This window comes from Pseudomonas qingdaonensis, from assembly GCF_018398475.1.
GTDB classification, from domain to species: domain Bacteria; phylum Pseudomonadota; class Gammaproteobacteria; order Pseudomonadales; family Pseudomonadaceae; genus Aquipseudomonas; species Aquipseudomonas palmensis.
In genome coordinates, this window is the sequence record NZ_CP074676.1 from 1669590 (window position 1) to 1695108 (window position 25519).

Annotated in this window: 15 protein-coding genes and 2 pseudogenes; 9 read left to right on the plus strand and 8 right to left on the minus strand. The window is 65.1% G+C overall.

The window, feature by feature from the left end; all coding sequences use genetic code 11:
- Nucleotides 1-87: 87 nt before the first annotated feature.
- The 4 genes and pseudogenes from KH389_RS07850 to KH389_RS07860 all read left to right on the plus strand — a co-directional run bounded on the left by KH389_RS07850 (nucleotide 88) and on the right by KH389_RS07860 (nucleotide 3353).
- Nucleotides 88-981: a LysR family transcriptional regulator gene (locus KH389_RS07850; protein ID WP_043864135.1), complete on the plus strand. Its 894-nt coding sequence runs from the start codon at nucleotides 88-90 to the stop codon at nucleotides 979-981.
- Nucleotides 982-1117: 136 nt separating this feature from the next.
- Nucleotides 1118-1399 (plus strand): annotated as a pseudogene (locus KH389_RS27700) (PAS domain-containing protein); the annotation flags it as partial.
- 786 nt (nucleotides 1400-2185) lie between these two features.
- Nucleotides 2186-2683, plus strand: a pseudogene (locus KH389_RS27705) (methyl-accepting chemotaxis protein); the annotation flags it as partial.
- Nucleotides 2684-2759: 76 nt separating this feature from the next.
- Nucleotides 2760-3353 carry a tRNA-uridine aminocarboxypropyltransferase gene (locus KH389_RS07860; protein ID WP_058541545.1) on the plus strand — a complete coding sequence of 198 codons (594 nt, stop codon included), beginning with the start codon at nucleotides 2760-2762 and terminating at the stop codon, nucleotides 3351-3353.
- A 6-nt stretch (nucleotides 3354-3359) separates the two neighbouring features.
- Here the strand turns inward: KH389_RS07860 and KH389_RS07865 are convergent, their stop codons facing one another.
- From KH389_RS07865 to KH389_RS07875, 3 genes are read right to left on the minus strand one after another with little or no spacing between them, the layout of a single operon-like run.
- Nucleotides 3360-4715 (minus strand): HlyD family type I secretion periplasmic adaptor subunit, encoded by a 1356-nt coding sequence (locus tag KH389_RS07865; RefSeq protein WP_043864132.1) that lies wholly within the window; start codon nucleotides 4713-4715, stop codon nucleotides 3360-3362.
- A gap of 11 nt (nucleotides 4716-4726) precedes the next feature.
- Nucleotides 4727-6880, minus strand: a complete 2154-nt coding sequence (locus KH389_RS07870) for a type I secretion system permease/ATPase (RefSeq protein ID WP_043864131.1) — start codon at nucleotides 6878-6880, stop codon at nucleotides 4727-4729.
- Between the two features lie 28 nt (nucleotides 6881-6908).
- A complete protein-coding gene (locus KH389_RS07875; protein ID WP_043864130.1) occupies nucleotides 6909-8282 on the minus strand; it encodes a TolC family outer membrane protein in 1374 nt (457 codons plus the stop codon).
- 510 nt (nucleotides 8283-8792) lie between these two features.
- Between KH389_RS07875 and KH389_RS07880 the strand changes: the two genes are divergently transcribed.
- On the plus strand, nucleotides 8793-16646 hold the full coding sequence (locus KH389_RS07880; protein WP_213607196.1) for a retention module-containing protein: 7854 nt from the start codon (nucleotides 8793-8795) through the stop codon (nucleotides 16644-16646).
- A 124-nt stretch (nucleotides 16647-16770) separates the two neighbouring features.
- Here the strand turns inward: KH389_RS07880 and KH389_RS07885 are convergent, their stop codons facing one another.
- The gene (locus KH389_RS07885; RefSeq protein ID WP_370409172.1) at nucleotides 16771-17193 is read right to left on the minus strand and encodes a YbaN family protein; all 423 of its coding nucleotides are present in this window, start codon (nucleotides 17191-17193) and stop codon (nucleotides 16771-16773) included.
- A complete protein-coding gene (locus tag KH389_RS07890) occupies nucleotides 17147-17734 on the minus strand; it encodes a UPF0149 family protein (protein WP_054916593.1) in 588 nt (195 codons plus the stop codon). Before KH389_RS07890 ends, KH389_RS07885 begins: the two co-directional genes overlap by 47 nt.
- A 245-nt stretch (nucleotides 17735-17979) precedes the next feature.
- On the opposite strand from KH389_RS07890, the gene recQ reads away from it, so the two are divergent.
- Nucleotides 17980-20112 carry a DNA helicase RecQ gene (recQ, locus tag KH389_RS07895; RefSeq protein ID WP_043864126.1) on the plus strand — a complete coding sequence of 711 codons (2133 nt, stop codon included), beginning with the start codon at nucleotides 17980-17982 and terminating at the stop codon, nucleotides 20110-20112.
- 118 nt (nucleotides 20113-20230) lie between these two features.
- Nucleotides 20231-20665, plus strand: a complete 435-nt coding sequence (locus KH389_RS07900; protein WP_043864125.1) for a MarR family transcriptional regulator — start codon at nucleotides 20231-20233, stop codon at nucleotides 20663-20665.
- On the opposite strand, the gene KH389_RS07905 is transcribed toward KH389_RS07900, so the two are convergent.
- The gene (locus KH389_RS07905; protein ID WP_043864124.1) at nucleotides 20662-22851 is read right to left on the minus strand and encodes a patatin-like phospholipase family protein; all 2190 of its coding nucleotides are present in this window, start codon (nucleotides 22849-22851) and stop codon (nucleotides 20662-20664) included. The genes KH389_RS07900 and KH389_RS07905 overlap by 4 nt on opposite strands.
- A 70-nt stretch (nucleotides 22852-22921) precedes the next feature.
- Here KH389_RS07905 and KH389_RS07910 point away from each other — a divergent pair, with 70 nt between their 5' ends.
- Nucleotides 22922-23206: an Rdx family protein gene (locus KH389_RS07910; RefSeq protein WP_054916592.1), complete on the plus strand. Its 285-nt coding sequence runs from the start codon at nucleotides 22922-22924 to the stop codon at nucleotides 23204-23206.
- A 1-nt stretch (nucleotide 23207) separates the two neighbouring features.
- Here KH389_RS07910 and KH389_RS07915 read toward each other — a convergent pair whose 3' ends face one another.
- Nucleotides 23208-24092, minus strand: coding sequence for a DMT family transporter (locus KH389_RS07915; protein WP_116053184.1), 885 nt, complete (start codon nucleotides 24090-24092; stop codon nucleotides 23208-23210).
- A 140-nt stretch (nucleotides 24093-24232) separates the two neighbouring features.
- Between KH389_RS07915 and KH389_RS07920 the strand changes: the two genes are divergently transcribed.
- Entirely contained in the window at nucleotides 24233-25051 is an 819-nt protein-coding gene (locus KH389_RS07920; RefSeq protein WP_213607197.1) for a UDP-2,3-diacylglucosamine diphosphatase, read from the plus strand.
- Nucleotides 25052-25076: 25 nt separating this feature from the next.
- Here KH389_RS07920 and KH389_RS07925 read toward each other — a convergent pair whose 3' ends face one another.
- Nucleotides 25077-25388 carry an Mpo1-like protein gene (locus KH389_RS07925; RefSeq protein WP_043864120.1) on the minus strand — a complete coding sequence of 104 codons (312 nt, stop codon included), beginning with the start codon at nucleotides 25386-25388 and terminating at the stop codon, nucleotides 25077-25079.
- Nucleotides 25389-25519 lie beyond the last annotated feature (131 nt).

Consider the following 25519-nt stretch of genomic DNA (forward strand, 5'->3'; position numbering starts at 1 on the left):
GGCAAATACTTACTTCAGGTTTTCATGAACTAATGGCGATCAGCGGGTAGACTGGCGCGTATTCGTTGCCCTGTTGGAGCCTTTGCCATGGCCTCGGCCCTGCCTGATCTGAAATTGCTGCGCATCTTCGTCAGCGTGGTACGCCACCAGGGCTTCGCCAATGCCCAGCGCGAGCTGAACCTGTCCACGTCCGCCATCAGTACCTACATGAGCCAGCTGGAGTCGGCGCTGGGTATCGTGCTGTGCCACCGTGGGCGCGGCGGCTTCAGCCTCACCAGCAAGGGCGAACTGTTCCATCAGGAGACCCTGCGCCTGCTGGCCGAAATGGACGGTTTCGAGCAGTACGCGGCGGCGCTCAAGGGCGAGCTGCGCGGCACCCTGAACCTGGGGGTGATCGACTCCACGGTCGGCGATCGCGCATTGCCGCTGGCCGACGCCATCGGTGCCTATAGCCTCGAACACCCGGCCGTGCACCTGCACCTGTCGGTGTCCAGCCCCTACGAACTGCAACTGGGGGTGCAGGACAACCGCCTGGACCTGGCCATCGGCGCTTTCTCCACGCGCATGAGCGGGCTGGTGTATCAGCCGTTGTACCGCGAGCAGCATTGGCTGTACTGCAGCAACCGGCATTCGCTGTTCACCGAGCGGCGCATTCCCGAACAGGTGATCACCCAGCAGCGCATGGTCGGTCGAGGCTACTGGAGCCAGGCCGAACTGGCCCGCCACGGCTTCAAGCACAGCGCCGCCACGGTCGAGAGCATGGAGGCACAGCTGATCCTGGTACTGTCGGGGGCCTACATCGGCTACCTGCCTGAACACTATGCCCAGGCCTGGGTGGACAAGGGCGACCTGCGGGTGCTGTCGCCGGCGACCTTCGGCTATCAGGCGCCGTTCTCGCTGATCATTCGCCGGGGCCGCAGCCGCGAACCCTTGATCCAGACCTTTCGCGACCGCCTCAAGGCGCAGCTCACGCCAGCCTGATCGGATGCGCATGAAAATCTTTTGCGCAAATAGAAGAAAAATCCTTCAGACAAGCCCTACAAGCCCGTAAATGCTCTGCTAAACCTGTTCTTGCTTGTTGAAAATTCCCAACATCTTCCAAGCAGGGATCGCCGAGATGCGTACGAATCTGCCCGTCACTGAGCATGAAAGAACCTTCCCGAGCGATCAGCGCCTGATATCCACCACCGACCTCAACAGCCGCATCACCTACTGCAACGACGCCTTCGTCAGCATCAGCGGTTTTACCTACGACGAACTGGTGGGCCAGCCCCATAACCTTGTACGCCACCCGGACATGCCGCCCGCGGTGTTCGGGCACATGTGGGACACCCTCAAGCAAGGCAAGCCCTGGATGGGGGTGGTCAAGAACCGCGCGAAGAACGGCGATTTCTACTGGGTCAGTGCCTACGTGACGGCCATCTACGAGGATGGCCGTATCAGTGGCTACGAGTCGGTGCGCTCGGTGCCCACCCCGGACCAGATCCGTCGAGCCACGGCGTTGTATGCACGCTTGCGCCAGGGCCGGGGCGCCATGTCCTGGGCCGCGCGTGCAGCGGTGCAACTGGAGCTGGGCTGGCCGCTGGTAGGGGCGGCGCTGCTGTCGGCCGCCGGCTACCTGTGGCTGCCCCAGTACGCGGCGCTGGGCGTGTTGATGGCCAGCCTGCTCAGTGCCTGGTATCTGATCGAGGCCAATCACGACCGGATGATCCGGCGTACCCTGGCCGAGCACCCCAGGGCCTTCACCAGCCCGCTGGTAGCGCTGACCTACAGTGACAACCGGGGCCTGCAGGGGCAATTGGACCTGGCGATCATCAGCGAGGAAGCGCGCCTGCAGACCGCGCTCACGCGGCTGGTGGACGCCGGCGTCGGGGTCAAGGCACGGGCCACGCAATCGAGCGACCTGTCCGGGGCCCAGGCGCAGATGCTCGACCGCCAGCGCTGCGAGACCGACCAGTCGGCGGCCGCCATTGCGCAGATGGCGGCGACCATCCAGCAGGTCACCCACAACGTGCAGGACACCGCCACGGCGGCGTCCGATGCCGACCAGTTGGCCCGCCAGGGCAGCGACCTGGCACAACGAAGCCTGCAGGCAATGGGCAGCATGGCCGATGCGGTGACCGAGATCGGCCAGGCGGTGAACGAACTGGCCGGGCAAACCCAGTCCATCGGCAGCGTGGTGGATGTGATCACCTCGATCGCCGAGCAGACCAACCTGCTGGCGCTCAATGCCGCCATCGAGGCGGCGCGGGCCGGCGAGCAGGGCCGCGGTTTTGCCGTAGTGGCCGACGAGGTGCGGTCGCTGGCGCAGCGCACGCGGGTCTCGACCGAGGAAATCCACCAGATCATCGCCAGCCTGCGTGCCGGGGCGGAGCGGGCGGTGAGCAGTGCCAGCCGCGGCGAGCAGATCTCGCGTGACAGCGTGCACAGTGTCGAGGCCGTGCAGACCGCGCTGGTGGGCATCAGCCAGGCGGTCAGCCGCATCACCGGCATGAGCCAGCAGATGGCCACGGCGTCGGAACAGCAGAGTCATGTGGCCGAAGACATCAACCAGCAGATCACGCGCATCGCCCAGCTGTGCGACCACAGCGCCGGGCAGGCCAAGCAGGGCGCCGAGATCAGCCAGGACCTGCAGCGCATGGCCGACTACCTGTACAGCCTGGCCGAACGCTTCAATCGCTGAATCCGCGCGTTTGACCCAGGGCGGTGAGGTATTTCGCGGGCCTGCTGTGGCACACTTCGCGCCCCAGGAGAACCCGATGTCCAGAATTCACTGCGAGCGCTGCCTGCGCCCACAAACCCATTGCCTTTGCGCGTTGATCCCCCGCCTGGACAGCCGCACCCGTGTACTGCTGCTGCAGCATCCCAGCGAAGTGAACCATGCCTTGAACACCGCCAGGCTGGCGGCGCTTGGCCTGCGCAATGCCGAGTTGCGGGTGGGCGAGGTGTTCGAGGATCTCGAGCAGTGGCTGACGCAGCCGGGGTATCGCACCGGGCTGTTGTTCCCGGGTGAGGGCGCGCAGGCGCTACAGGCTTATGCTGGCGATGAGCGACCGTGGTTGCTGGTGGTGCCCGACGGCACCTGGCGCAAGGCGCGCAAGTTGCTGCATGTGAACCCTTTGCTGGCAACGTTGCCACGGGTCACGCTGGGGGCGTTGCAGCCGTCGCGCTACCGGTTGCGCAAGGCACCCGGGGAGGGCGCCTTGTCGACCATCGAGGCAGTGACGCAGGCGTTGAACGTGCTGGAGGCGCCGGCGCTGTTCGATGCGCTGCTGCGGCCGTTCGATGCCCTGATCGAGGGGCAGATTGCGGCGATGGGGCAACAGACCTACGAGCGCAACCACCTGCGTTGATGGGCGCTAGCGCTCGCGCAACGCCTCGGTGCGAGCCTTGAGCACCGGCTTGAGCAGGTAATCCAGCACGCTCTTGTGCCCGGTGATGATGTCCACCGTGGCGGTCATGCCCGGGATGATCAGCAACGGTTTGTTGTCCCCGCCCAGGTGGTTCTTGTCGGTGCGCACCTGGATCAGGTAGAACGCGTTGCCCTTGTCGTCCGTCACCGTGTCGGCGCCGATCAGTTCCAGCTTGGCCTTCAGGCCACCATAGATCGTGTAGTCGTACGCACTGAACTTGACCATCGCGGTCTGCCCGGGGTGCAGAAAGGCCACATCCTGTGGGCGCACCTTGGCCTCGATCAGCAGGTTGTCCTCCAGCGGCACGATCTCCAGCAGGTCGCTGCCCGGCTGCACCACACCGCCAATGGTGTTGACCTTGAGCAGCTTGATGATGCCGTGCACCGGCGACACCACGGTGGTGCGGGTGACGCGGTCGTCGATGGCGATGCTGGTGGCGGTGATCTTCGAAAGCTCGGTGCGCTTGTCGTTGAGTTCCTTGGCCGCCTCCGAGCGAAAGCCTGCCTCGGATTCCTCGATCTTGCTGCGGATCTCCGCCGCCGCCGCTTCGGCCCGCGGAATCGCCAGGCTGGTGGCGTTCAGCGAGCCGCGAGCCTCCACCGCGCTGCGCTTGAGGCGCAGGATCTCCACCGGCGAAATCGCGCCGGTGCCCACCAGCGGCGTGGACATGTTCAGCTCTTGCTGCAGCAATGCCAGGCCCGAGCGGTACTGCTCCAGTTTGGAGCGAAACTCGGCCAGCTCCTGGGTTTTCTGCCGCAGTTGCTCGTTGAGCGTCTGTTTCTCGCTGGTGAGGCGGCGCTGGCGCGACTGGTACAGCGACAGTTCGTCCTCGGCCACCTGCGGGGCCTTGCTGCGTACCACCTCCGAAAGCTGGAAGGGGCGACCCTCGGCCTCGGCGGACAGGCGCTCGACCTGCGCGGTCAGGGCATAGCGGTCGGCTTCGCTTTCGCCCTTGTTCGACAGAAAGCGCGTGTCGTCCAGGCGCAGCAGGGTGTCGCCCTTGTTCACCATCTGCCCCTCGCGCACGAAGATCTCGGTGACGATGCCGCCCTCCAGGTTCTGGATCACCTGCACCTTGCTCGACGGGATGGCCTTGCCTTCGCCCATGGTGACTTCATCGAGCACCGCGAATTTGGCCCACACCAGTGCCACCAGCAGCAAGCCTGCCGCCAGCCACACGGTGATGCGCGACAGGCGGGGCGAGTCCTGCAGCGTCGCGCCGGCCAGGTCAGGCATGTACTCGCGTTCGGCAGTCTTGCCGAAGCTGCGGATGTAATCGCCCAGGCCGGACAATGCAGACATGCTGATACCCCTCAGAGTGCAGAGCCGACACGGCCCTTGCGCAGTGCATCGATGACCGCGTCCTTGGGCCCGTCGGCCACCACCTTGCCGTTGTCCAGCACCACCAGGCGGTCGACCAGGCTGAGCATCGAGGTGCGGTGGGTGACCAGCAGCAGGGTCTTACCCTGCACCCAGCCGTGCAGGCGCTGGCGCAACTGGTCTTCGCTGCTGTTGTCCATATGGCTGGTGGGTTCGTCGAGGATCAGAATCGGCGGTTCCAGCAGCATCGCGCGGGCCAGCAGCACGGTCTGGCGCTGGCCGCCGGAGAGCAGCATGCCGCGCTCGCCCACCGGCCGTTCGAAGCCTTGCGGGTGCTGGCGGGCCAGTTCGCTCACGCCGGTCATCTCGGCCACTTCGAGCATGCGCGCATCGCTGACGTAGCGTGCGCCCAGGGTCAGGTTGTCGCGCAGGCTGCCGGCCAGCAGCGGCAGGTCATGGGCCACGTAGCCGAGCTGCTGGCGCAGGTCGGCGATGTCGAGCTGGCGCAGGTCGAGGTTGTCGAGCAGGATCTGCCCCTCTTCGGGTTCGTAGAAGCCCATCAGCAGGCGTGCCAGGGTGCTCTTGCCCGAGCCGCTGCGACCGATGATGCCGATGCGCTCGCCCGGCTTGACCGTGAAGCTCACGTTGTCCAGCGCTGCGGCGTTCTGCCCGTTGTAGCGGAAGGTCACCTGGCTGACCTGCAGCGCGCCGTGCAACTGGGTGCGCTCCAGGGTCTGCTGGCCGGCTGGGCGTTCCTGGGGCAGGGCCATCAGCGCGTCGGTGCTGTGCATGGTCAGCTGGGCCTGCTGGTAGCGGGTGATCAGCCCGGCGATCTGGCCCAATGGTGCGAGCACGCGGCTGCCGAGCATGTAGCTGGCCACCAGGGCACCCACGCTGAGGTTGCCGGCAATGATGCTGTACACCCCGGCCACGATGGTGGCCATGCCGCACAGCTGCTGGATGAACAGGGTGCCGTTGGTGGCCAGTGCCGAAAGGTTGCGCGCCTGTACGTCGAGGCGGGTGAGGGCGCCGTGGGTGCTTTCCCACTGGTGCTGGCGCTCGCTTTCGGCCCCGCAGGCCTTGAGGGTTTCCAGGCCGCCCAGGGTCTCGATCAGCAGCGCCTGGCGCAGCGCGCCCAGGCTCAGGCTTTTTTCCACGGTATCGCGCAGGCGTGCCTGGATGAACAGCGCAAAGGCGATGGTGATCGGAAAGGCCACCAGCGGAATCACCACCAGCCAGCCGCCCAGCAGGCCGATCACCAGTAGCATCAGCACCACGAAGGGCAGGTCGATGACGCTGGTCAGGGTCACCGCCGTGAGGAATTCGCGCAGGCCCTGGAAGTCGTGGATGCTCTGGGCGAAGCCGCCGATGGTGGCCGGGCGGGCCTTCATCGACATGCCGGTGATGCGCTCGAACAGGGTGGCCGACAGGATCAGGTCGGTCTTCTTGCCGGCCTGGTCCAGCAGGTGCGCACGCACCACGCGCAGCACCAGCTCGAACAGGGTGCCGAGCATCAGGCCGATGACCAGCACCCACAGGGTGGAGGTGGCCTGGTTGGGCACCACCCGGTCGTAGGTCTGCATCACGAACAGCGGCACCATCAGGCCCAGCAGGTTGATCAGCAGGCTGGCCAGCAAGGCGTCGCTGTAGAGCCAGCGCGACTGTTTGAGGGTGTCACGGAACCAGGCGTTGACCCTGGGCAGCAGCGGTGTGCGCAGGTCTTCGACCTCGTGGCGCGGGCGTGCGAACAGGGCCTGGCCGCTGTAGACGTCGGCCAGCTCCTGGCGGCTGACCCACTGCTCGCCGCCTTCGGCTTCACTGGGCAGTATCAGGGCCTGGTCGTTCTCGCCCCAGCGCCGCAGCACGGCGCTGCGGCCATCGGCAAGCAACAGCAGCACCGGCAGGTTGAGCGCCGAGATCGCGCCCAGCTCGCGGCGCAGTACCCGTGCCTGCAGGCCGGCCCGGGCCGCTGCGCGCGGCAGCAGGTCGAGGCTCATGCGCTGTTCGGCCAGCGGCAGGCCGGCACACAGGCTGCTGCGACTGACCGCAGCGCCGTGCAGCTTGCACAGTATCAGCAGCCCGTCGAGCAACGGGTCATCGAAGCTCTGGCGCGGGTCGGCGGTGCCGGCCGGCTGCATGCTGGTCATGGGCGGCTCCTCGGGCGGTCGAACGTGTTCAACGCAGGTCCGGCAGCGTGGCGTCGCTTCTGACTTCGCTGCGTGCAATGGCCTCCGGTGGCAGCGAGATCTTCTGTTTGCTCAGCAACTCGCCCATGTTGGCCAGCACCCGGTACATCGAGAACTCCTCGGTGTAGCGCACTTCGGTGTAGCGACGGTTGGCGTTGTACAGCTCGTTCTCGCTGTCGAGCAGGTCGAGCAGGGTGCGTTGGCCCAGGCCGAACTGATCCTGGTAGGCGGCGCGCACACGGGTGGTGGTGTCGGCGTATTCGCGTGCGGTCGGGGTTTGCAGGCGCGCGTTGGTCATGGCGTTCCACGACAGCGCGAGGTTTTCGTTGAGGGTGCGCAAGGCGTTGTTGCGGATGTCCATGGCCTGGTTGATCTTGTGCGCATCCGACTGCAGGCGGGCCTTGTCGCTGCCGCCCTTGAACAGGTTGTAGCTCATCACCACGCCGGCTCGCCAATCGCTGTTGGCATGCCCGGGTTCACCGGCGATGTTGTTGTTGGCGCCGGTGGCGAGCTCTGCATCCAGGCGCGGGTAGAACGGCGACTTGGCCACTTCGTACTGTTGCTCGGCGGCCTGGATGTCGGCCTGGGCCGACTTGAGGTAGGGGTTGTTCTGCAACATGGCCTGGCGCGCCTGGGTCAGGTCGCCGGGCATCTCGCCCTTGATCGACACCGGGGTTTCCAGCTCGTCGGGGGCACGCCCGACCACGCTGATGAAGTTGGCTTCGGCATCGGCCAGGTCGACCTGGGCGGTGTACAGGTTATTGTCGGCCAGCGCCCGGCGTGCGGTGGACTGGTCGAGGTCGGCATTGCTGCCCACGCCGCGCTCGCTGCGCAGGCCGATCTGGTCGTTGACGCGCAGGTGTGCCTGCAGGTTGTTCTTGGCCAGGGTCACCAGCTCGCGGCGCTTGAGCACTTCCAGGTACACCTCGATGGCGCGCAGGGCGATGGTCTCGGAGGTGGCCTGCACGTAGTAGGCGCGTGAATTGACCACGGCCTCGGTGCGGCCCACTTCATTGGCGGTATTGAAGCCGTCGAACAGCATCTGGCGTAGGCGCAGTTCGGACTGGGTGTAGTTCAGGGTTTCCTTGTTGTGATTGCGGCTGCCGTCGGCGTTGAAGCCGCGGGTGTTGGTGTTGTCTGAACGTTCGCGTCCGTAGCCGGCCACCAGGTCGACGGTGGGAAAGTAGCCCCCTCTGGCCACCTTCACATCCTCGTCGGCGGACAGCCGGCTATTGATCCCGGCCTTGTTCTCCGGGTGGTAGTCCACGGCGCTCTGCACGGCTTGTGACAAGGACATGGCCTGCGCGTTGGCACAGATCATGGCGAACAGAATCGCGCTGCTGATGGGGGTCAAAACGCGCATGGATGACATCTCCCTGATTTCTTGTGGTCTCTCAATCGCCAAAAAAATGACGAAAAATGGAGGTCAAACCGTTTCAGGCTTGTAACAACAGAGCTAAGAACATTTAACGGCCAACCTAAGAAGTATTTCTCATAACCGATATGCGAAAAAAAACTTATGCGCTGTGCTCAAAGCAAGACATTGTTCTCTTCAGATAGCTCGAAAACAGGCGCAGATGTTGGCCTGTCAGGGCGTCCGATAAAGTTCCTCGTTTTTTGCAGCATTGGGTATGGAGTGAGCGGAGGGGAGGTCAACGCAGCGAAATATGGCGACAAAATTTTGGCTCATGGCCGATTGCCAGATCGCAGCGTGACTTAACCGGAGCATGGGCAGGCCGAATGCATTGATTTCGTTGAGATCGGTGCGTGCGGTCGCAAGGTTGTTCTCCGAGTCGGCCGGGCATTGCCCGCGCCAGGTTTCGCGATACCCCAGCACGTGTTTGCGAAAACCTTCGGCAATGGAGGCATGCTCATGGCTAATTTGATCGGTGTGGTCAGCAAGGTTGTCGGCCAGGTATTCGCGGTAGCGGCCGATGGCGGTCGACGTGCCCTGGTGGAAGGCGACCGCCTTTATGCCGGGGAACAACTGGAAACCGGCGCGGCCGGGGCAGTGGCGGTGCACCTGGAAAACGGTGCCGAGCTGACCCTGGGCCGTGACAGCAGCCTGCAGCTGTCTCCCGACCTGCTGGCCAACCATGCCTCGCACGTGAACGCGCCCGAGACGGTGACGCCCAGCCAGGCACAACTGACCGATGTGGAGAAACTGCAGCAGGCCATTGCGGCGGGCGCCGACCCCAGCCAGGAGGGCGAAGCTCCGGCGGCGGGCCCCGGCAACGGCGGTTCGCCAAGCGCATTGGGCGGCGGCCATTCGTTCGTGCAGCTCACCGAGGTGGGAGGGCACCTGGACCCGGTGATCGGCTTTCCGACGGCGGGTTTCAACAGCATCCCCGAGATTCCCGAACCCTGGATTGGCGCGCGGGGTGATGACCAGGGCCCTGGCGGTTTCGTGCCGCCGGTGATCCCGCCGGTTGAGCCGCCCATCGACCACCCGGTGACACTGGACGGGCTGGAGGTGAATGGCGGTGAACTGACCGTGTACGAGAAGAACCTGGCCGATGGCTCAAGCCCCGATAATGGCGCGCTGACCCAGAGCGGCAGCTTTACCGTGCATGCCCCCGATGGCCTGCACACGCTTACCGTCGGGGGCATCAACGTGGTGATCGGCGGGGTGGTCAGTGGTTTTCCGCAATCGATCACCACGGGGCTGGGCAATACCCTCACCATCACCGGCTACAACCCCGCCACAGGCGTGGTGAGCTACAGCTACACCTTGCTCGACAACGAAGCTCATCCCGCTGGCCAGGGCATCAACAACATCGGTGAGAGCTTCAGCGTGGTGGCCATCGACAGCGATGGCAGCAAGGCCACCGGCAGCCTGGACGTGAACATTGTCGATGACGTGCCGCAGGCCAGGCCCGACAGCGCCTCGGTAGTCGAAGGCGGTACCGTCACCGGCAACGTGCTGCACAATGACAGCCTGGGCGCCGATCGCCCGCCGGTCGAGCACACGGTAGTCGGTGTGCGGGCCGGCTCCGATACCTCGACATCGGCCATCGGCTCGCTGGGCGTGAACATTGCGGGTACCTACGGCACGCTGGTGCTCAACGCCAACGGCGAGGCGGTGTACAAGGCCGACCCCAACGCCGTGCCGCCAGCGGGCGCGACCGATGTGTTCACCTACACCATCCGCGATGCGGACGGTGACGAAAGCACCACGACCATCACCATCAACGTCACCGACAGCAAGCTCGTCGCCTGCCCGGACAGCGTCACGGTGTATGAAAAGGCCCTGGACCTGGTCCAGGACCCGCAAGACCTTGCGCCGGGCACAGTGGTGGGCAGCAACCCGGGCTCGGCGGGCGAGACCGCGACCGGAACGCTGGCCGGCTCGGTCGGTGGTGGCTCCGGCGCGCTGACCTTCACGCTGGTGGGCAGCAGCACCGGCGCCTACGGGCAGATCCAGATCAATGCCGACGGCAGCTACAAGTACACCCTGACGTCCGCGCCGCAGGTGGGCGGTGGCAACGACGGGGCCAATGTGGTCACCTCCGAAACCTTCACCTACAAGGCTACCGACGCGCTGGGCAACAGCGTCACCAGCACCATCGTGATCAAGATCGTGGACGATGTGCCACGGGCAGAGTCGGACAGCACCACGGTGGTGGAGGGCGGTACGGTCACCGGCAACGTATTGGACAACGACACGCTGGGTGCAGACGGCGCAGCCCAGGGCGGTGCGGTGGTGGGTGTGCGGGCGGGCGCCGACACCTCCACCTCGGCCATCGGTTCGCTGGGCGTGAGCATCGCCGGCACCTACGGCACGCTGATCCTGAACGCCAATGGCGAGGCGATCTACAAGGCCGACCCCAACTCGGTAGCGCCAACCGGCGCCAAGGACGTGTTCACCTACACCATCCGCGACGCGGACGGCGATGAAAGCACCACGACCATCACCATCAATGTCACCGACAGCAAGCTCGTCGCCTGCCCGGACGATGACATCAAGGTGTACGAGCGCGGGCTGGACCTGGTGCAGGACGCCTGGGACCTGGCGCCTGGCACGGTAGAAGGCAGCGCGCCGACCAGGGCCACGGAAACCTCGGTCGGCAACCTTCAAGGCCGGGTGGGCGGGGGCTCCGGTGCCCTGACCTACAGCCTGGAAGGCAGCGCCATTGGTAACTTCGGGCAGATTCAGATCAACGCCGACGGCAGCTACAAGTACACCCTGACCTCGGCGCCGCACATCGGCAACGGCAACGACGGCGCCAACGTCGTGAGCACCGAGACCTTCACCTACAAGGCCACCGATGCGCTGGGCAACAGCGTTACCAGCACCATCGTGATCCATATCGTCGACGACATGCCCATCGCCGAATCGGACAGTGCCACGGTGATGGAAGGCGGTACGGTCACCGGCAACGTGCTGCTTAACGACATCCTGGGTGCAGACGGCGCAGCCCAGGGCGGTGCGGTGGTGGGTGTACGGGCGGGCGCCGACACCTCTACCTCGGCCATCGGCTCGCTGGGCGTGAGCATCGCCGGCACCTATGGCACGCTGATCCTGAATGCCAATGGCGAGGCGATCTACAAGGCCGACCCCAACTCGGTAGCGCCAACCGGCGCCAAGGACGTGTTCACCTACACCATCCGCGATGCGGACGGCGATGAAAGCACCACGACCATCACCATCAATGTCACCGACAGCAAGCTCGTCGCTTGCCCGGACGATGACATCAAGGTGTACGAGCGCGGGCTGGACCTGGTGCAGGACGCCTGGGACCTGGCGCCTGGCACGGTAGAAGGCAGCGCGCCGACCAGGGCCACGGAAACCTCGGTCGGCAACCTTCAAGGCCGGGTGGGCGGGGGCTCCGGTGCCCTGACCTACAGCCTGGAAGGCAGCGCCATCGGTAACTACGGGCAGATTCAGATCAACGCCGACGGCAGCTACAAGTACACCCTGACCTCGGCGCCGCACATCGGCAACGGCAACGACGGCGCCAACGTCGTGAGCACCGAGACCTTCACCTACAAGGCCACCGATGCGCTGGGCAACAGCGTTACCAGCACCATCGTGATCCATATCGTCGACGACATGCCCATCGCCGAATCGGACAGTGCCACGGTGATGGAAGGCGGTACGGTCACCGGCAACGTGCTGCTCAACGACATCCTGGGTGCAGACGGCGCAGCCCAGGGCGGTGCGGTGGTGGGTGTACGGGCGGGCGCCGACACCTCTACCTCGGCCATCGGCTCGCTGGGCGTGAGCATCGCCGGCACCTATGGCACGCTGATCCTGAATGCCAATGGCGAGGCGATCTACAAGGCCGACCCCAACTCGGTAGCGCCAACCGGCGCCAAGGACGTGTTCACCTACACCATCCGCGACGCGGACGGCGACGAAAGCACCACGACCATCACCATCAATGTCACCGACAGCAAGCTCGTTGCCTGCCCGGACGATGACATCAAGGTGTACGAGCGCGGGCTGGACCTGGTGCAGGACGCCTGGGACCTGGCGCCTGGCACGGTAGAAGGCAGCGCGCCGACCAGGGCCACGGAAACCTCGGTCGGCAACCTTCAAGGCCGGGTGGGCGGGGGCTCCGGTGCCCTGACCTACAGCCTGGAAGGCAGCGCCATTGGTAACTACGGGCAGATTCAGATCAACGCCGACGGCAGCTACAAGTACACCCTGACCTCGGCGCCGCATATCGGCAACGGCAACGACGGCGCCAACGTCGTGAGCACCGAGACCTTCACCTACAAGGCCACCGATGCGCTGGGCAACAGCGTTACCAGCACCATCGTGATCCATATCGTCGACGACATGCCCATCGCCGAATCGGACAGCGCCACGGTGATGGAAGGCGGAACGGTCACCGGCAACGTGCTGCTCAACGACATCCTGGGTGCAGACGGTGCAGCCCAGGGCGGTGCGGTGGTGGGTGTGCGGGCAGGCGCCGACACCTCGACCTCGGCCATCGGCTCGCTGGGCGTGAGCATCGCCGGCACCTACGGCACGCTGATCCTGAATGCCAATGGCGAGGCGATCTACAAGGCCGACCCCAACTCGGTAGCGCCAACCGGCGCCAAGGACGTGTTCACCTACACCATCCGCGACGCGGACGGTGACGAAAGCACCACGACCATCACCATCAACGTCACCGACAGCAAGCTGGTGGCCTGCGCCGATACCGAGGTGAAAGTCTACGAAAAAGCGCTGGACCTGACCCAGGACCCGCAGGACCTGGCCCCGGGCACGGTGGTGGGCAGCAACCCTACCTCGCCTGGCGAGACGGGTACCGGCACCCTGGTCGGCTCGGTCACGGGCGGTTCCGGCGCGCTCACCTACACGCTGGTGGGCAGCACTACAGGTGCCTATGGGCAGATTCAGCTCAATGCCGACGGCAGCTACAAGTACACCCTGACCTCGGCGCCGCACATCGGCAACGGCGACGACGGGGCGAATATCGTCACGTCCGAGACCTTTACCTACAAGGCGACCGACCAACTGGGCAACAGCGTCACCAGCACCATCGTGATCAAGATCGTGGATGACGTGCCAAGGGCGGAGTCCGACAGCACCACGGTGGTGGAGGGCGGTACGGTCACCGGCAATGTGCTGGATAACGACACATTGGGGGCAGACGGCCCGGCCCAGGGCGGGGCGGTGGTGGGTGTGCGGTTCGGCGCCGACACCTCGACCTCGGCCATCGGCTCGCTGGGCGTGGGCATCGCCGGCACCTATGGCACCCTCATCCTGCATGCCAACGGCGAGGCCGAGTACAAGGCCAACCCCAATGCGGTGACGCAGGACGGTGCCCAGGACACCTTCACCTACACCATTCGTGACGCGGACGGCGACGAAAGCACCACCACCATCACCATCAATGTCACCGACAGCAAGATCGTCGCCTGCCCCAACAACGAGGTCACGGTGTACGAGAAGGCCCTGGACCTTAGCCAGGACCCGAACGACCTCGCCCCCGGCACCGTGACCGGCAGCGACCCCGGCTCAACGGGTGAAACCGCGACCGGCAGCCTGGTGGGCTCGGTCAGCGGAGCCAGCGGCGCGATCACCTATACGCTGGTGGGCAGCAGCACGGGCGCCTATGGGCAGATTCAGCTCAACGCCGACGGCAGCTTCAAGTACACCCTCACGTCCGCACCCAAAACCGCAGGCGGGCTCAACGACGGCCCCAACGTGGTCACCAGCGAGACCTTCGTCTACAAGGCCACCGATGCGGCCGGCAATTCGACCACCAGCAACATCGTGATCAATATCGTCGATGACGTGCCCACAACGGCTGACGCCGTGCGCTCGACCACACCGGGGCAGGTGGACACCAACGTCATGCTGATCATCGATGTGTCCGGCAGCATGGCCGACAATTCCGGGGTGCGCGGCCTGTCGCGCCTGGAGCTGGCCAAGGAGGCCATCGGCGCACTGCTGGACAAGTACGACGACATGGGCGATGTGAAGGTGCAGGTCGTCACGTTCTCCACCGGTGCCAGTGATCGCACCGACGTGTGGGTGACGGTGGCCGAGGCCAAGGCCCTGATCAAGGACCTGACCCCGGGTGGCTCGACCTATTACGACTCGGCAGTCAACGTGGCGCAGACGGCCTACCAGACGCCGGGCAAGCTGGAGGGGGCGCAGAGCGTCAGCTACTTCTTCTCGGACGGTGCGCCGACCTCGGGGCATGCCCTGACCGAAACGCGCACCGGCAACTGGGAGAACTTCCTGGGCGACAACGGCATCAAGTCGTATGCGATCGGGCTGGGCAGCGGCGTCAACACCGGCAATCTCAACCCGGCTGCCTATGACGGCAGTACCCACACCAATACCAACTCGGTGGTGGTCACCGACCTGGCGCAACTGGACAACGTGCTGTCGGGCACCGTGCAGGGCGCGCCGATCACCGGCAGCCTGATGAGCGGTGGCGACTTCGGTGCCGATGGTGGCTTCATCAAGTCGCTGTTGATCGACGGCACCACCTACACCTTCGACCCCAAAGGCAACGCCAACCAGCCCAGCTATGCAGCCAGTGGCGGCGCAGACCGCGGCACCTTCGACGCGAACAGCCACAGCATCACGGTCAAGACCGCGCTGGGCGGGACGCTGGTGGTGGACATGGACAACGGCCAGTTCACCTATACGCCGCCCAAGGACAGCGGCAGCAATCAGGTGGAGACCATCCGCTTCGTGGCCAGCGACAACGACGGCGACCTGAGCGGTGCCAACCTGGTGATCAACGTCAACACCAATGCTGCGCCGGTGGCCGGTGCCGATCATGTCATCACCAATATCCTTGCGCCGAGCATCAGCGTGCCGGCCGCTGCCTTGCTGGCCAACGACAGCGACGCCAACCACGATCGCCTGAGTGCGGCGCCGATCACCTTCAACACCGGCTGGACCAAGGGGGCGGATTTCACGGCCGGCAACGGCAAGACGGTCATCACCTTCACCGGCCAGGACGACACGCTGGCCAATCAGGAGCGGGTTCTGGCGCGCAGTGCCTTTACCGGCGCAGCCGGGTCGATGACCGCGGCGCTGGTGGTCAGTGGCTACCTGGGGGCGGTGAGTGCTGCCAATGGCAATGACGAAGACGTGATCAAGGTAAGCCTGCGCGAGGGCGAAACCCTGACCCTGGACCACAACCGCACCGCTGATCGCAACTTGCTGATGCAGTGGAAGGATGAGGGCGGCACCTACCACACCATCGCCGATGGCGGCAGTTTCACCGCCAGCCATGATGGGGTGTACAGCATCCATCTGGTCAACCAGGTCAATGACGACGGCGGCAAGGGCGCAGAAAGCTACCAGCTGAACATGTCGATCAACTACGCCGGGGCGCATGACTACACGCCCACCTACAACGGCACCTATACCGTCAGCGACGGCCATGGCGGCAGCGCCACGGGGGCGGTGGACATCACCTACCAGGCCGGCAGTACCCTGGAAGGCACCAGCCACGACGACGTGCTGCTGGCCGGGAGCGGTGATGACGTTCTCAATGGCGGTGCAGGCAACGACGTGCTGATTGGCGGCGATGGCAACGACAAGCTCTACGGGGGGGATGGCAACGACCTGTTGATCGGCGGCAACGGCAACGATCTGCTCGACGGTGGCGCTGGCAACGACACCGCCAGCTACGCCGGAGCGAGCGCTGGGGTGACGGTGAGCCTGGCGCTGACTGGTGAGCAGAACACGATCGGCGCCGGGCTCGACAAGCTGGTGTCGATCGAGAACCTGATCGGCTCCGACCACGACGACAAGCTGACCGGCGACGACAACGCCAACACGTTGATCGGCGGCCTGGGCAACGACATCCTGATCGGGGGCGGCGGTGACGATCTGCTGATCGGCGGGCCGGGCAACAATACCCTGACCGGTGGCGCGGGCAGCGATACCTTCCTGTGGCAACAGGGCAATACTGGCCACGACAAGGTGACCGACTTTACCCCGGGTACCGATCGGCTGGACCTCTCGCAATTGCTGCAGGGCGAGAACGCGACGTCGGCGTCGCTGGACGATTACCTGCACTTCACGGTGACGGGCACGGGCAACGGCGTGATATCGACCATCCAGGTGAGTGCGGTGGCCGGCGCGGCGCCGACCCAGACCATCGAACTGGCCGGCGTGGACCTTGCCCATCACTATGGGGTGACGGCGGGCGCGGGTGGGGTCATCTCGGCGGGGGCGGATACAGCCACGGTGATCAACGGGATGCTCAATGATCATTCGTTGAAGGTGGATACGGTGTGACATGAGGCGTAGATGGCGCAGCTGACCTGCCGCCGCCATGGCGGGCCAAGCCCGCTCCCACAAGAGCAATGAAGTAGCTGTGGGAGCGGGCTTGGCCCGCGATGGGGTGGGCGCGTGGTTGCGCCTAGGTACGCTTGCGCAAGGTCTTCTGCCGCGCGATGTACACGGTCACCAGTACCGCACTGGTGAGCATGAACCCGCGTGCCCACGGCAAGGGCACCAGGTAGCACGAAAAACCTATGCTTAGCCACATCAGCCCGATGGCGTATACCTTGGCCTTGAGCGGAATGCCCTCACCGCCCAGGTAGTCGCGAATCCACGGCCCAAGCCGCGGGTGATTGACCAGCCATGCGTGAAAGCGGGGCGAGCTGCGCGCAAAGCAGGCTGCCGCCAATAACAGAAAAGGGGTGGTCGGCAGCACCGGGAGGAAGATGCCGATCACCCCCAGCGCGACGCTGAGCCAGCCGATGGCCAGCAGCAGGTAGCGCATGGATGCAGACTCAGTGGTGGCGAGGCTTGAGCAGCGCAGGTTTCTCGTCCGGGGCATGGCACAGCAGGTACAAGGCCGTCAGCGCCTCGGGGATCTGCACGATCATGTCGTCCATCAGGTTGGCGTCGCTGGCGATGTCGGCGAACTCGGCCTCTTCGTCGAACAGGCCGGAACCGACCATGATCGGCAGCAGCATTTCGCTGACCTCTTCCTCGGCGCTTTCGAACCAGGCCGCTTCACGCAGGAACACCCCTTCCATGAAGCCGATGCACCAGCCACGCAGCTCGGAGTCGTCCGGCTCGTCGCCCAGGTCCAGGTCGCACGGCAGCTCGAATTCCTCATCGCTGGCCAGTTGGCGGGCGATGTGATCCTTGAGCTTGATCAGTGTGCTTTCGATTTCTTCGCGCTGGGCTTCGTCCTTGTAGTGCGGCGGCTCGGCGAACAGGGCGTCGATCCATTCACGCTCGGGAACGGCTTCGGAGCAGATCGACAGCGCGGTCAGGTAGCCGTGTGCGGCAACGTAGTCCAGCGCTTCTTCGTGCAGCTCGTCAGCGTCGAGGAAGGCTTGCAGGCGGGTTAATTGCTCAGCGAAGGACATTACAGGGCTACCTTGGGAATAAACGATGCTGGAATTCTAGCATCTTGCGGCGCCTGCGAGGCAAAGGATGACGCCTATCGCAGAGCCCCCTGCACGGGCGCCGTGTCCGGTATAATGCCCGGCTTTTGCGCCCGGTCACGCCAGCATGCGGCCCCGGCAAAAGCCGCTTACGCAATTTCAGGTGTGGCGGGGAAGCTTTTCATCCAGCCTGTGGCCAGGATGGTTCTGCGATTTATGGAGTTTTTATGCTCGAACAGGCTCAGCGCGTCCTCAAGGACATCTTCGGCTACGACAGCTTTCGCGGGCGCCAGGGGGCGATCATCGAATGCGTGGCCAAGGGCGGCGATGCGCTGGTACTGATGCCCACCGGCGGCGGCAAGTCGCTGTGCTTCCAGGTTCCGGGGCTGCTGCGCGAAGGCCTGGCAGTGGTGGTGTCGCCGTTGATCGCGCTGATGGACGACCAGGTGGCGACCCTCGACGAGCTGGGTGTCGCCGCGGCTTCGCTGAACTCCACGATGAGCGCCGACCAGCAGCGCGAACTGGCCATGCGCATTCGTCGCGGCGAGCTCAAGATGCTGTACCTGGCCCCGGAACGCCTGGTGCAGCCACGCATGCTGGATTTTCTGCGCAGCCTGGACATCGCGCTGTTCGCCATCGACGAGGCGCACTGCGTGTCGCAATGGGGCCATGACTTCCGCCCTGAATACCTGCAACTGGGGCAACTGGCCGAACTCTTCCCCAACGTGCCGCGCATTGCCCTGACCGCCACCGCGGACATGCGTACCCGCGAAGAGATCGTCACCCGCCTGCACCTGCAGAACGCCGAGCGCTTTCTGTCGAGTTTCGACCGGCCGAACATCTTCTATCGCATCGTGCCCAAGGAACAGCCGCGCAAGCAGTTGCTGGCGTTCCTCAACGAGCGGCGCGGCAACGCCGGCATCGTCTATTGCCTGTCGCGCAAGAAGGTCGACGATGTGGCCGCGTTTTTGTGCGAGCAGGGGTTCCCGGCGCTGCCCTATCACGCCGGCCTGCCTGCCGAGACCCGCGCCAGCAATCAGCGCCGCTTCCTCAACGAGGAAGGCCTGATCATGGTCGCGACCATCGCCTTCGGCATGGGCATCGACAAGCCGAACGTGCGTTTCGTGGCCCACCTGGACCTGCCCAAGTCGCTGGAAGCCTACTACCAGGAAACCGGTCGCGCCGGCCGTGACGGCCTGCCCGCCGATGCCTGGATGGCCTACGGCCTGCAGGACATGGTGATGCTCAAGCAGATGCTGCAGAACTCCGAAGGTGACGAGCGTCACAAACGGGTCGAGCAGCACAAGCTCGATGCCATGCTGGCACTGTGCGAAGAGACCCGCTGCCGTCGCCAGACCCTGCTCAACTATTTCGATGAAGAACTGCCCCAGCCCTGCGGGCACTGCGACAACTGCGTCGACGGCGTGCAGACCTGGGACGCCACCGAGCCTGCGCGCCAGGCGCTGTCGGCCATCTATCGTACTGGCCAGCGCTACGGCGTGGGCCATCTGGTGGACGTGCTGCTGGGCAAGGACAACGAGAAGATCCGCAGCTTCGGGCACGAGAAGCTTGCCGTGTATGGCGTGGGCAAGGCTCGCGCAGAAGGCGAGTGGCGTTCGCTGTTCCGCCAGCTGGTGGCGCGTGGCCTGGCCGATATCGACCTGGAAGGCTATGGTGGGCTGCGCCTGTCCGATACGTGCCGGCCCTTGCTGCGTGGCGAAGTCACCCTTGAGCTGCGCCGCGACCTCAAGCCGCAGACCAGCAGCAAGAGCAGCAGCTCGGGCAGCCCGGCCAGCCAGCTGGTGCGCGGTGAGGAACGCGAACAGTGGGACGCCTTGCGCGCCCTGCGGCGCAAGCTGGCCGAGGAGCATGGCGTGCCGCCGTATGTCATCTTCCCCGACTCGACCCTGCTGGAGATGCTGCGCAGTCAGCCCGGCAGCCTCAGCGAGATGGCCCAGGTCAGTGGCGTGGGGGCACGCAAGCTGGAGCGCTACGGCCAGGCCTTCCTCGAGGTGCTGGGCGGCGCTGCAGAGGCCCCGGCCCCGGTCGCCGACCTGCGCCACGAGCTGATCAGCCTGGCCCGCGCGGGCATGACTCCGCTGCAGATCGCCGGCCAGCTGCAATGCAGTGAAAAGAACGTTTACAGCCTGCTGGCCGAGGCCATCGGTCGCCAACAGCTGTCACTGGAACAGGCGCTGGACCTGCCCGAGGACCTGATGGGCGAGATCCAGGACGCGTTCCTCGACGGCGAAGGCGAGTTGCCGCCGGTGTCGGCGATCATCGAGCAGTTTGGCGGACGCGTGCCTGAGGGCGTGCTGTATTGCGTGCGCGCCGCACTGGCGGCCGAGTTCGAGATGTAGAAAGGTTGTTTGTCATCATTTATGACGATTATGCAGCGCCTGCCGACGGCATGAGCCTTGCCTAAGGCCCAAGGGCATGATTAGCTGCCTATTAATTAGTTCTGATGATGAGTTTCCTATGCCGTTGACCGATCACCACCGTTTCGGGATGCAGTTGGCCCATATGTCCCGGGGTTGGCGCGCCGAGCTGGACCGCCGCCTGGCCGGGCTCAACCTGTCGCAGGCGCGCTGGCTGGTGCTGCTGCACCTGGCGCGCTTCGACGAGGCCCCCACCCAGCGTGAACTGGCGCAGAGCGTGGGGGTTGAAGGGCCGACCCTGGCCCGTCTGCTCGACAGCCTCGAGGCCCAGGGCCTGGTCAAGCGCCAGGCCGTGCTGGAGGACCGGCGCGCGAAGAAGATCGTGTTGTGCCCGCCCGCCAAGCCGTTGATCGACCAGATCGAGACCATTGCCAACGCCTTGCGCGTCGAGCTGTTCGAAGGCATCGACGAAGAAGAGCTGCGCGTGTGCATGCGGGTGCACGCGCGCATCCTGGGCAACCTGGAGAAGTCCTAGAAGGTCTGCCCCAGGTTGAGGTAGAACGCCTTCTGGTTCTCGGTGTTCATGCCGTAGCTGAAGTTCAGCGGCCCCAGCGGCGTTTCGAAGCCCAGGAAGATGCTCGCGGCGTTGATGTAGCCGCTGTCGAACTCGTTGTCGTTGTTCCAGGCGCGGCCGCGTTCCAGCGAGCCGCCCAGATACAGCGGGAAGTCCAGCGGCAGGTAGGAGCGCGGGGTCAGGCGCCGGTAGTAGACCATGCGCATCAGGCTCAGGTTCTGGCCTGACACCGAGTCCTGGCGAAAGCCCGACAGCTGCCGGGCGCCGCCCATCACGAAGCTCGAGGTGACCACCTCGGCATCATCCAGAGTCCGCGCATAGCGACCGCCGAATACCCAGGTGTTCGGCCCGCTGCTCAGGGCCTTGTCCAGTTTCATGTCCCATTGGCGATAGCGCTGGTCGGAGCCCAGGCCCGGCTCGAACTGGCGCAGGGTCAGGCTGACGTCTTCGCCGCTGTGGGGGAAGTAGACGTTGTCCAGGGTGTCGAACGAATACTTGAGGTCATAGAAGCCTTCGTTGAAGTTCACCTTGGGCAGGCCCTGTTCGCCGATGCGTACCTCGGCCTGCCCCCAGGCCTGGCCCACCCCCAGGCGCACTTCGCCGTTGTTGCCGATCTGGCGGCCCAGGTTGAGCCCGAAGCCATAGCGTTCGAGGCGGTACTCGGCGATGGGGTCGTTGTCCAGGGTGGCCTCGATGTTCTGCGAGCCGATGTCCAGGTAGGGCGCCACGAAGTAGCGCGACCCGGTATCCAGCGGCTGGTAGAACTCGCTGTAGAGCTCCTGCTTGTCGCCGATCTGGGCTCGGGTGAGCCACTCGGCGCCCAGGCGGTTGATGCCGTTGACGCGGTAGCTGGCGCCCAGGTTGAAGGCGCTGTCGCCACGCAGGTCATCGGACAGGTTCAGCCCCAGCCGCAGATAGTCGGTGCCGCCACGTCGGCCCCGGGCGTTGATCACCAGGGTGTTCTCGTCGCCCTTGTGCACCACGCGGTACTGCACCCGGTCGAAGTAGTCCAGGCCGTACAGGGTGCCCATGTCGGTGCGCAGGCGGTCGAGCTCCAGCGGTTCGCCGATGGGCTGGCGAATGTAGTAGCGGATCACGTCGTCACTGACCTTGGAGTCGTTCTCGACCTTGATGGCGGTGATCACCGGAGTGCGTTGCCCGGCCGAGCGCGCCTCGGCCAGTTGCACCGCCGTGTCGTTGACCCGGCGCAGGCTGGCCAGGCGCGGGTCGAGCAGGCGGGTGGCGCGGTAGCCGGCGTCGATCATGTCCTGGGCCCGGCCGAAGTCGGTGACGCCAAAGCTCGACAGCGGCGGCTGTACCAGGATGTCGTCGCGGTGCAGCGAGGCCAGTTGCTCTTCGGAGTTGCGCCGGGTCATCAGGGTGATCGACTGGTTGAGCACATCGACCACCGTGGCCAACTGCTTGCGATTGCGCAGCGGCGTGCCGATATCGACGACGATCGCCATGTCCACACCCATCTCACGCACGATATCCAGCGGGATGTTGTCGACCATGCCGCCGTCGACCAGCAGGCGGCCGTCCAGCTCGACCGGGGCGAACACCGCCGGGATCGACATGCTGGCACGGATCACCTGGGGCAGGTGGCCCTTGCGAAACACCACTTTCTCGCCGCTGGCGATATCGGTGGCCACTGCGCGGAACGGGATCGGCAGCTTGTCGAAGTCACGGGTGTCACTGGCGTGGGCCAGCAGGCTTTCGAGCAGCAGCGCCAGGTTCTGCCCCTGGATCACCCCCAACGGCAGGCCCAGGCTGCCGTCGTCGCGAAAGCTCAGGCGCTGTTTGACCAGGAAGTCGCGGTCGTCCTGCTTGCGCCTGAAGGGGATGTCCTTGCGCGGCGGTGCATCGGACAACGCCTGCTGCCAGTCGATGGCCAGGGCCAGCTTCTCCAGCTCGTCGATCTTGTAGCCCGAGGCGTACAACCCGCCGATCACCGCGCCCATGCTGGTGCCGGCGATGGCGTCGATCTTCACCCCCTGTTCTTCCAGCGCCTTGAGCACACCGATGTGGGCCAGGCCGCGCGCCGCGCCGCCGGACAGTACCAGGCCGACCTTGGGCCGGGCGGCCTCGGCGGCGCAGAGGGCAAGGGAGGTAAGGGACAGCAACAGGCACAACAGCAGACGACGCATCGCGGCTCTCGGAGCAAAGGCTAAAGGTGGCTAGTATAAGCGCGACCACCTATCAGGAGACCGTTACCCCATGTCCGTATCCAAACCCGAAATTGTCATCACCTATTGCACGCAGTGCCAATGGCTGCTGCGCGCCGCCTGGCTGGCCCAGGAACTGCTGAGCACCTTCAGTGACGACCTGGCCCGGGTGGCCCTGGAACCGGCCACGGGCGGCAACTTTCGCATCACCTGCGATGGCGTGCAGATCTGGGAACGCAAGGCCGATGGCGGTTTCCCCGAGGCCAAGGTGCTCAAGCAGCGGGTCCGCGACCAGATCGACCCGCAGCGCGACCTGGGCCACAACGACCGCGCCTGACTCAGCCGCCGGAGGTGGCGGGTGCGGTGCGTGGTGCGCCGGCCGCCAGACGGCTTGAAATCACGATGGCCAGAATGATCAGCACCCCGCCCATCAGCATGCGCAAGGTGGGCTGCTCGGCGAAGATCACCCAGGCCATGGCGATGCCGTAGACCGGCTCCATGGCAAACACCACGGCGGCGGTGCGGGCCTTGATCACCGCCAGGCTGGCCACGAACAGGCTGTGTGCCACGCCGGTGCAGAACACCCCCAGCAGCCCCAGCCACAGCCAGTCCAGCGCGCTCACCGAAGGCAGCAGCGGGCCCGCCACCGGCAGCAGACACAGTGCCACCACGGCGTTCTGGCACAGCGCCGCCTGTACCGCCGGAATGTGCCGCGAGCCTGCACGGTTGAGCAGTGACAGCAGGGCGAACAGCAACCCCGAGAACAACGCCCACAGCAGCCCGCTGGTGGCCTGGCTGGCGAGGTCGAAATCGGGCGTCACCAGCACCAGGCCGATGCTCACCAGCACTACCAGCAAGGCTTCGTTGCGACGGATGCGCTCACGGAACAACAGCCCTTCCAGAATGACCGTGAACGCCGGGAAGCTGGCAAAGCCCAGGGTCGCGATGGCCACGCCGGCCACCTTGACCGCGACGAAAAAGCTGACCCAATGGCCGGCCAGCAACATCCCGGCCAATGTCAGCCCGCGCCAGTCCCGTGCCTTCAGGGGTTGCCAGTGTTGTCGGGCAACGCCGACGAAGATGGCCAGGGCCAGCACGGCGAAGGCCGCACGGCCGAACACGATGACCGACGGGCCGGCACTGGCCAGCTTGCCGAACACGCCGGTCAGGCCGAACAACAGCGCGCCTGCATGCAGGGCGCCCAGGGCGGTACGAGGGGTCATGGCGGGCGGTTGCCTTGGATCGGGAGCACAGGCCACGCAGTGTACATGCCCCGACGGCCTGTCACAGGACTGCCGCACAACGGTCATGGTCGATTCACTGCCCACAGGCAAGCTCGCACAAACTCTCCCGGAGCCTGCCCATGACCCATGCCGAGCTTGGCAAACCTTCGCGCAAGCAGCGCGTGCGCACGCTGTGGATCTCGGACGTGCACCTTGGCACCCGCGACTGCCAGGCCGAGCATCTGTCGCAGTTTCTCAAGGGCTACCAGGCCGATCGCATCTACCTGGTGGGCGACATCATCGACGGCTGGAAGCTGCGGGGTGGCATGTACTGGCCCCAGGCCCATACCAACGTGATCCGGCGCCTGCTGACCATGAGCAAGCGCGGCACCGAGGTGATCTATGTGACCGGCAACCACGACGAGTTCCTGCGTCGCTACTCCAAGCTGGTGCTGGGCAATATCCAGCTGGTGGACCAGGCCGAGCACCTCACCGTCGACGGCAGGCGGCTACTGGTGATCCATGGCGACCAGTTCGACGTGATAACCCGTTATCACCGCTGGCTGGCCTTCCTGGGTGACTGGGCCTATGAACTGACCCTCACCCTCAACCGCTGGCTCAACCACTGGCGCGCGCGGTATGGCTATGGCTACTGGTCGCTGTCGGCCTACCTCAAGCACAAGGTCAAGACGGCGGTGAGCTTTATCAGCGACTTCGAGGAGGCGATTGCACGCGAATGCGTCAAGCGAGGGTTTCACGGGGTGGTGTGCGGGCACATCCACCACGCAGAAATCCGCAAGGTGGGGGAGGTGGACTACCTCAATTGCGGCGACTGGGTGGAGTCGTGCACTGCCTTGATCGAGCACTGGGACGGCACGATCGAGTTGTACCGCCTGGCGGACGCCCAGGCCCGGGAGGCCCTGCGCCAGGCCCGGACGGTGGGTGAGCCCAGCCTCTAGGCCACGCGCAGGGGGCGGGCGATGCTCAGAACTGCACCTTGCCGCGCAGCATGTCGCGGTACAGGACAAAATCGCCCAGCAGGCTGTAGAAGGGGTAGGTGAAGGTGGCGGGGCGGTTCTTCTCGAAAAAGAAGTGGCCTGCCCAGGCAAAGCCGTAGCCGGCCACCGGGACCGCCAGCAGCAGCCAGCCGTTGGCACTGGCCAGGGCGTAGGCCAGCAGGGCGATCACCAGGCTGGTGCCGACGAAGTGCAGGCGGCGGCAGACAGGGTTGCTATGCTCACCCAGATAATACGGATAGAACTCGGCAAAGCTGTTGAAGCGTGGGGGGCTGTTCATTGCGTCGCTCCCGTATCGGTCGAAGGTGGCGAAACATGCACGGCGTGGAGCCTGAACCGAGTCTAGAATTGTGTCGCAGTATCAGTCAGTGACAATAAGCGCCACTTTAGTATCCTTTGCGTTCACCGCAG

What these genes read in the sequence shown, in the direction of transcription:
- KH389_RS07850 (WP_043864135.1), top strand. Translation starts at nt 88, where the DNA reads ATGGCCTCGGCCCTGCCTGATCTGAAATTGCTGCGCATCTTCGTCAGC.
- KH389_RS07860 (WP_058541545.1), top strand. Translation starts at nt 2,760, where the DNA reads ATGTCCAGAATTCACTGCGAGCGCTGCCTGCGCCCACAAACCCATTGC.
- KH389_RS07865 (WP_043864132.1), bottom strand. Translation starts at nt 4,715, where the DNA reads ATGTCTGCATTGTCCGGCCTGGGCGATTACATCCGCAGCTTCGGCAAG.
- KH389_RS07870 (WP_043864131.1), bottom strand. Translation starts at nt 6,880, where the DNA reads ATGACCAGCATGCAGCCGGCCGGCACCGCCGACCCGCGCCAGAGCTTC.
- KH389_RS07875 (WP_043864130.1), bottom strand. Translation starts at nt 8,282, where the DNA reads ATGCGCGTTTTGACCCCCATCAGCAGCGCGATTCTGTTCGCCATGATC.
- KH389_RS07880 (WP_213607196.1), top strand. Translation starts at nt 8,793, where the DNA reads ATGGCTAATTTGATCGGTGTGGTCAGCAAGGTTGTCGGCCAGGTATTC.
- KH389_RS07885 (WP_370409172.1), bottom strand. Translation starts at nt 17,193, where the DNA reads ATGCCCCGGACGAGAAACCTGCGCTGCTCAAGCCTCGCCACCACTGAG.
- KH389_RS07890 (WP_054916593.1), bottom strand. Translation starts at nt 17,734, where the DNA reads ATGTCCTTCGCTGAGCAATTAACCCGCCTGCAAGCCTTCCTCGACGCT.
- recQ (WP_043864126.1), top strand. Translation starts at nt 17,980, where the DNA reads ATGCTCGAACAGGCTCAGCGCGTCCTCAAGGACATCTTCGGCTACGAC.
- KH389_RS07900 (WP_043864125.1), top strand. Translation starts at nt 20,231, where the DNA reads ATGCCGTTGACCGATCACCACCGTTTCGGGATGCAGTTGGCCCATATG.
- KH389_RS07905 (WP_043864124.1), bottom strand. Translation starts at nt 22,851, where the DNA reads ATGCGTCGTCTGCTGTTGTGCCTGTTGCTGTCCCTTACCTCCCTTGCC.
- KH389_RS07910 (WP_054916592.1), top strand. Translation starts at nt 22,922, where the DNA reads ATGTCCGTATCCAAACCCGAAATTGTCATCACCTATTGCACGCAGTGC.
- KH389_RS07915 (WP_116053184.1), bottom strand. Translation starts at nt 24,092, where the DNA reads ATGACCCCTCGTACCGCCCTGGGCGCCCTGCATGCAGGCGCGCTGTTG.
- KH389_RS07920 (WP_213607197.1), top strand. Translation starts at nt 24,233, where the DNA reads ATGACCCATGCCGAGCTTGGCAAACCTTCGCGCAAGCAGCGCGTGCGC.
- KH389_RS07925 (WP_043864120.1), bottom strand. Translation starts at nt 25,388, where the DNA reads ATGAACAGCCCCCCACGCTTCAACAGCTTTGCCGAGTTCTATCCGTAT.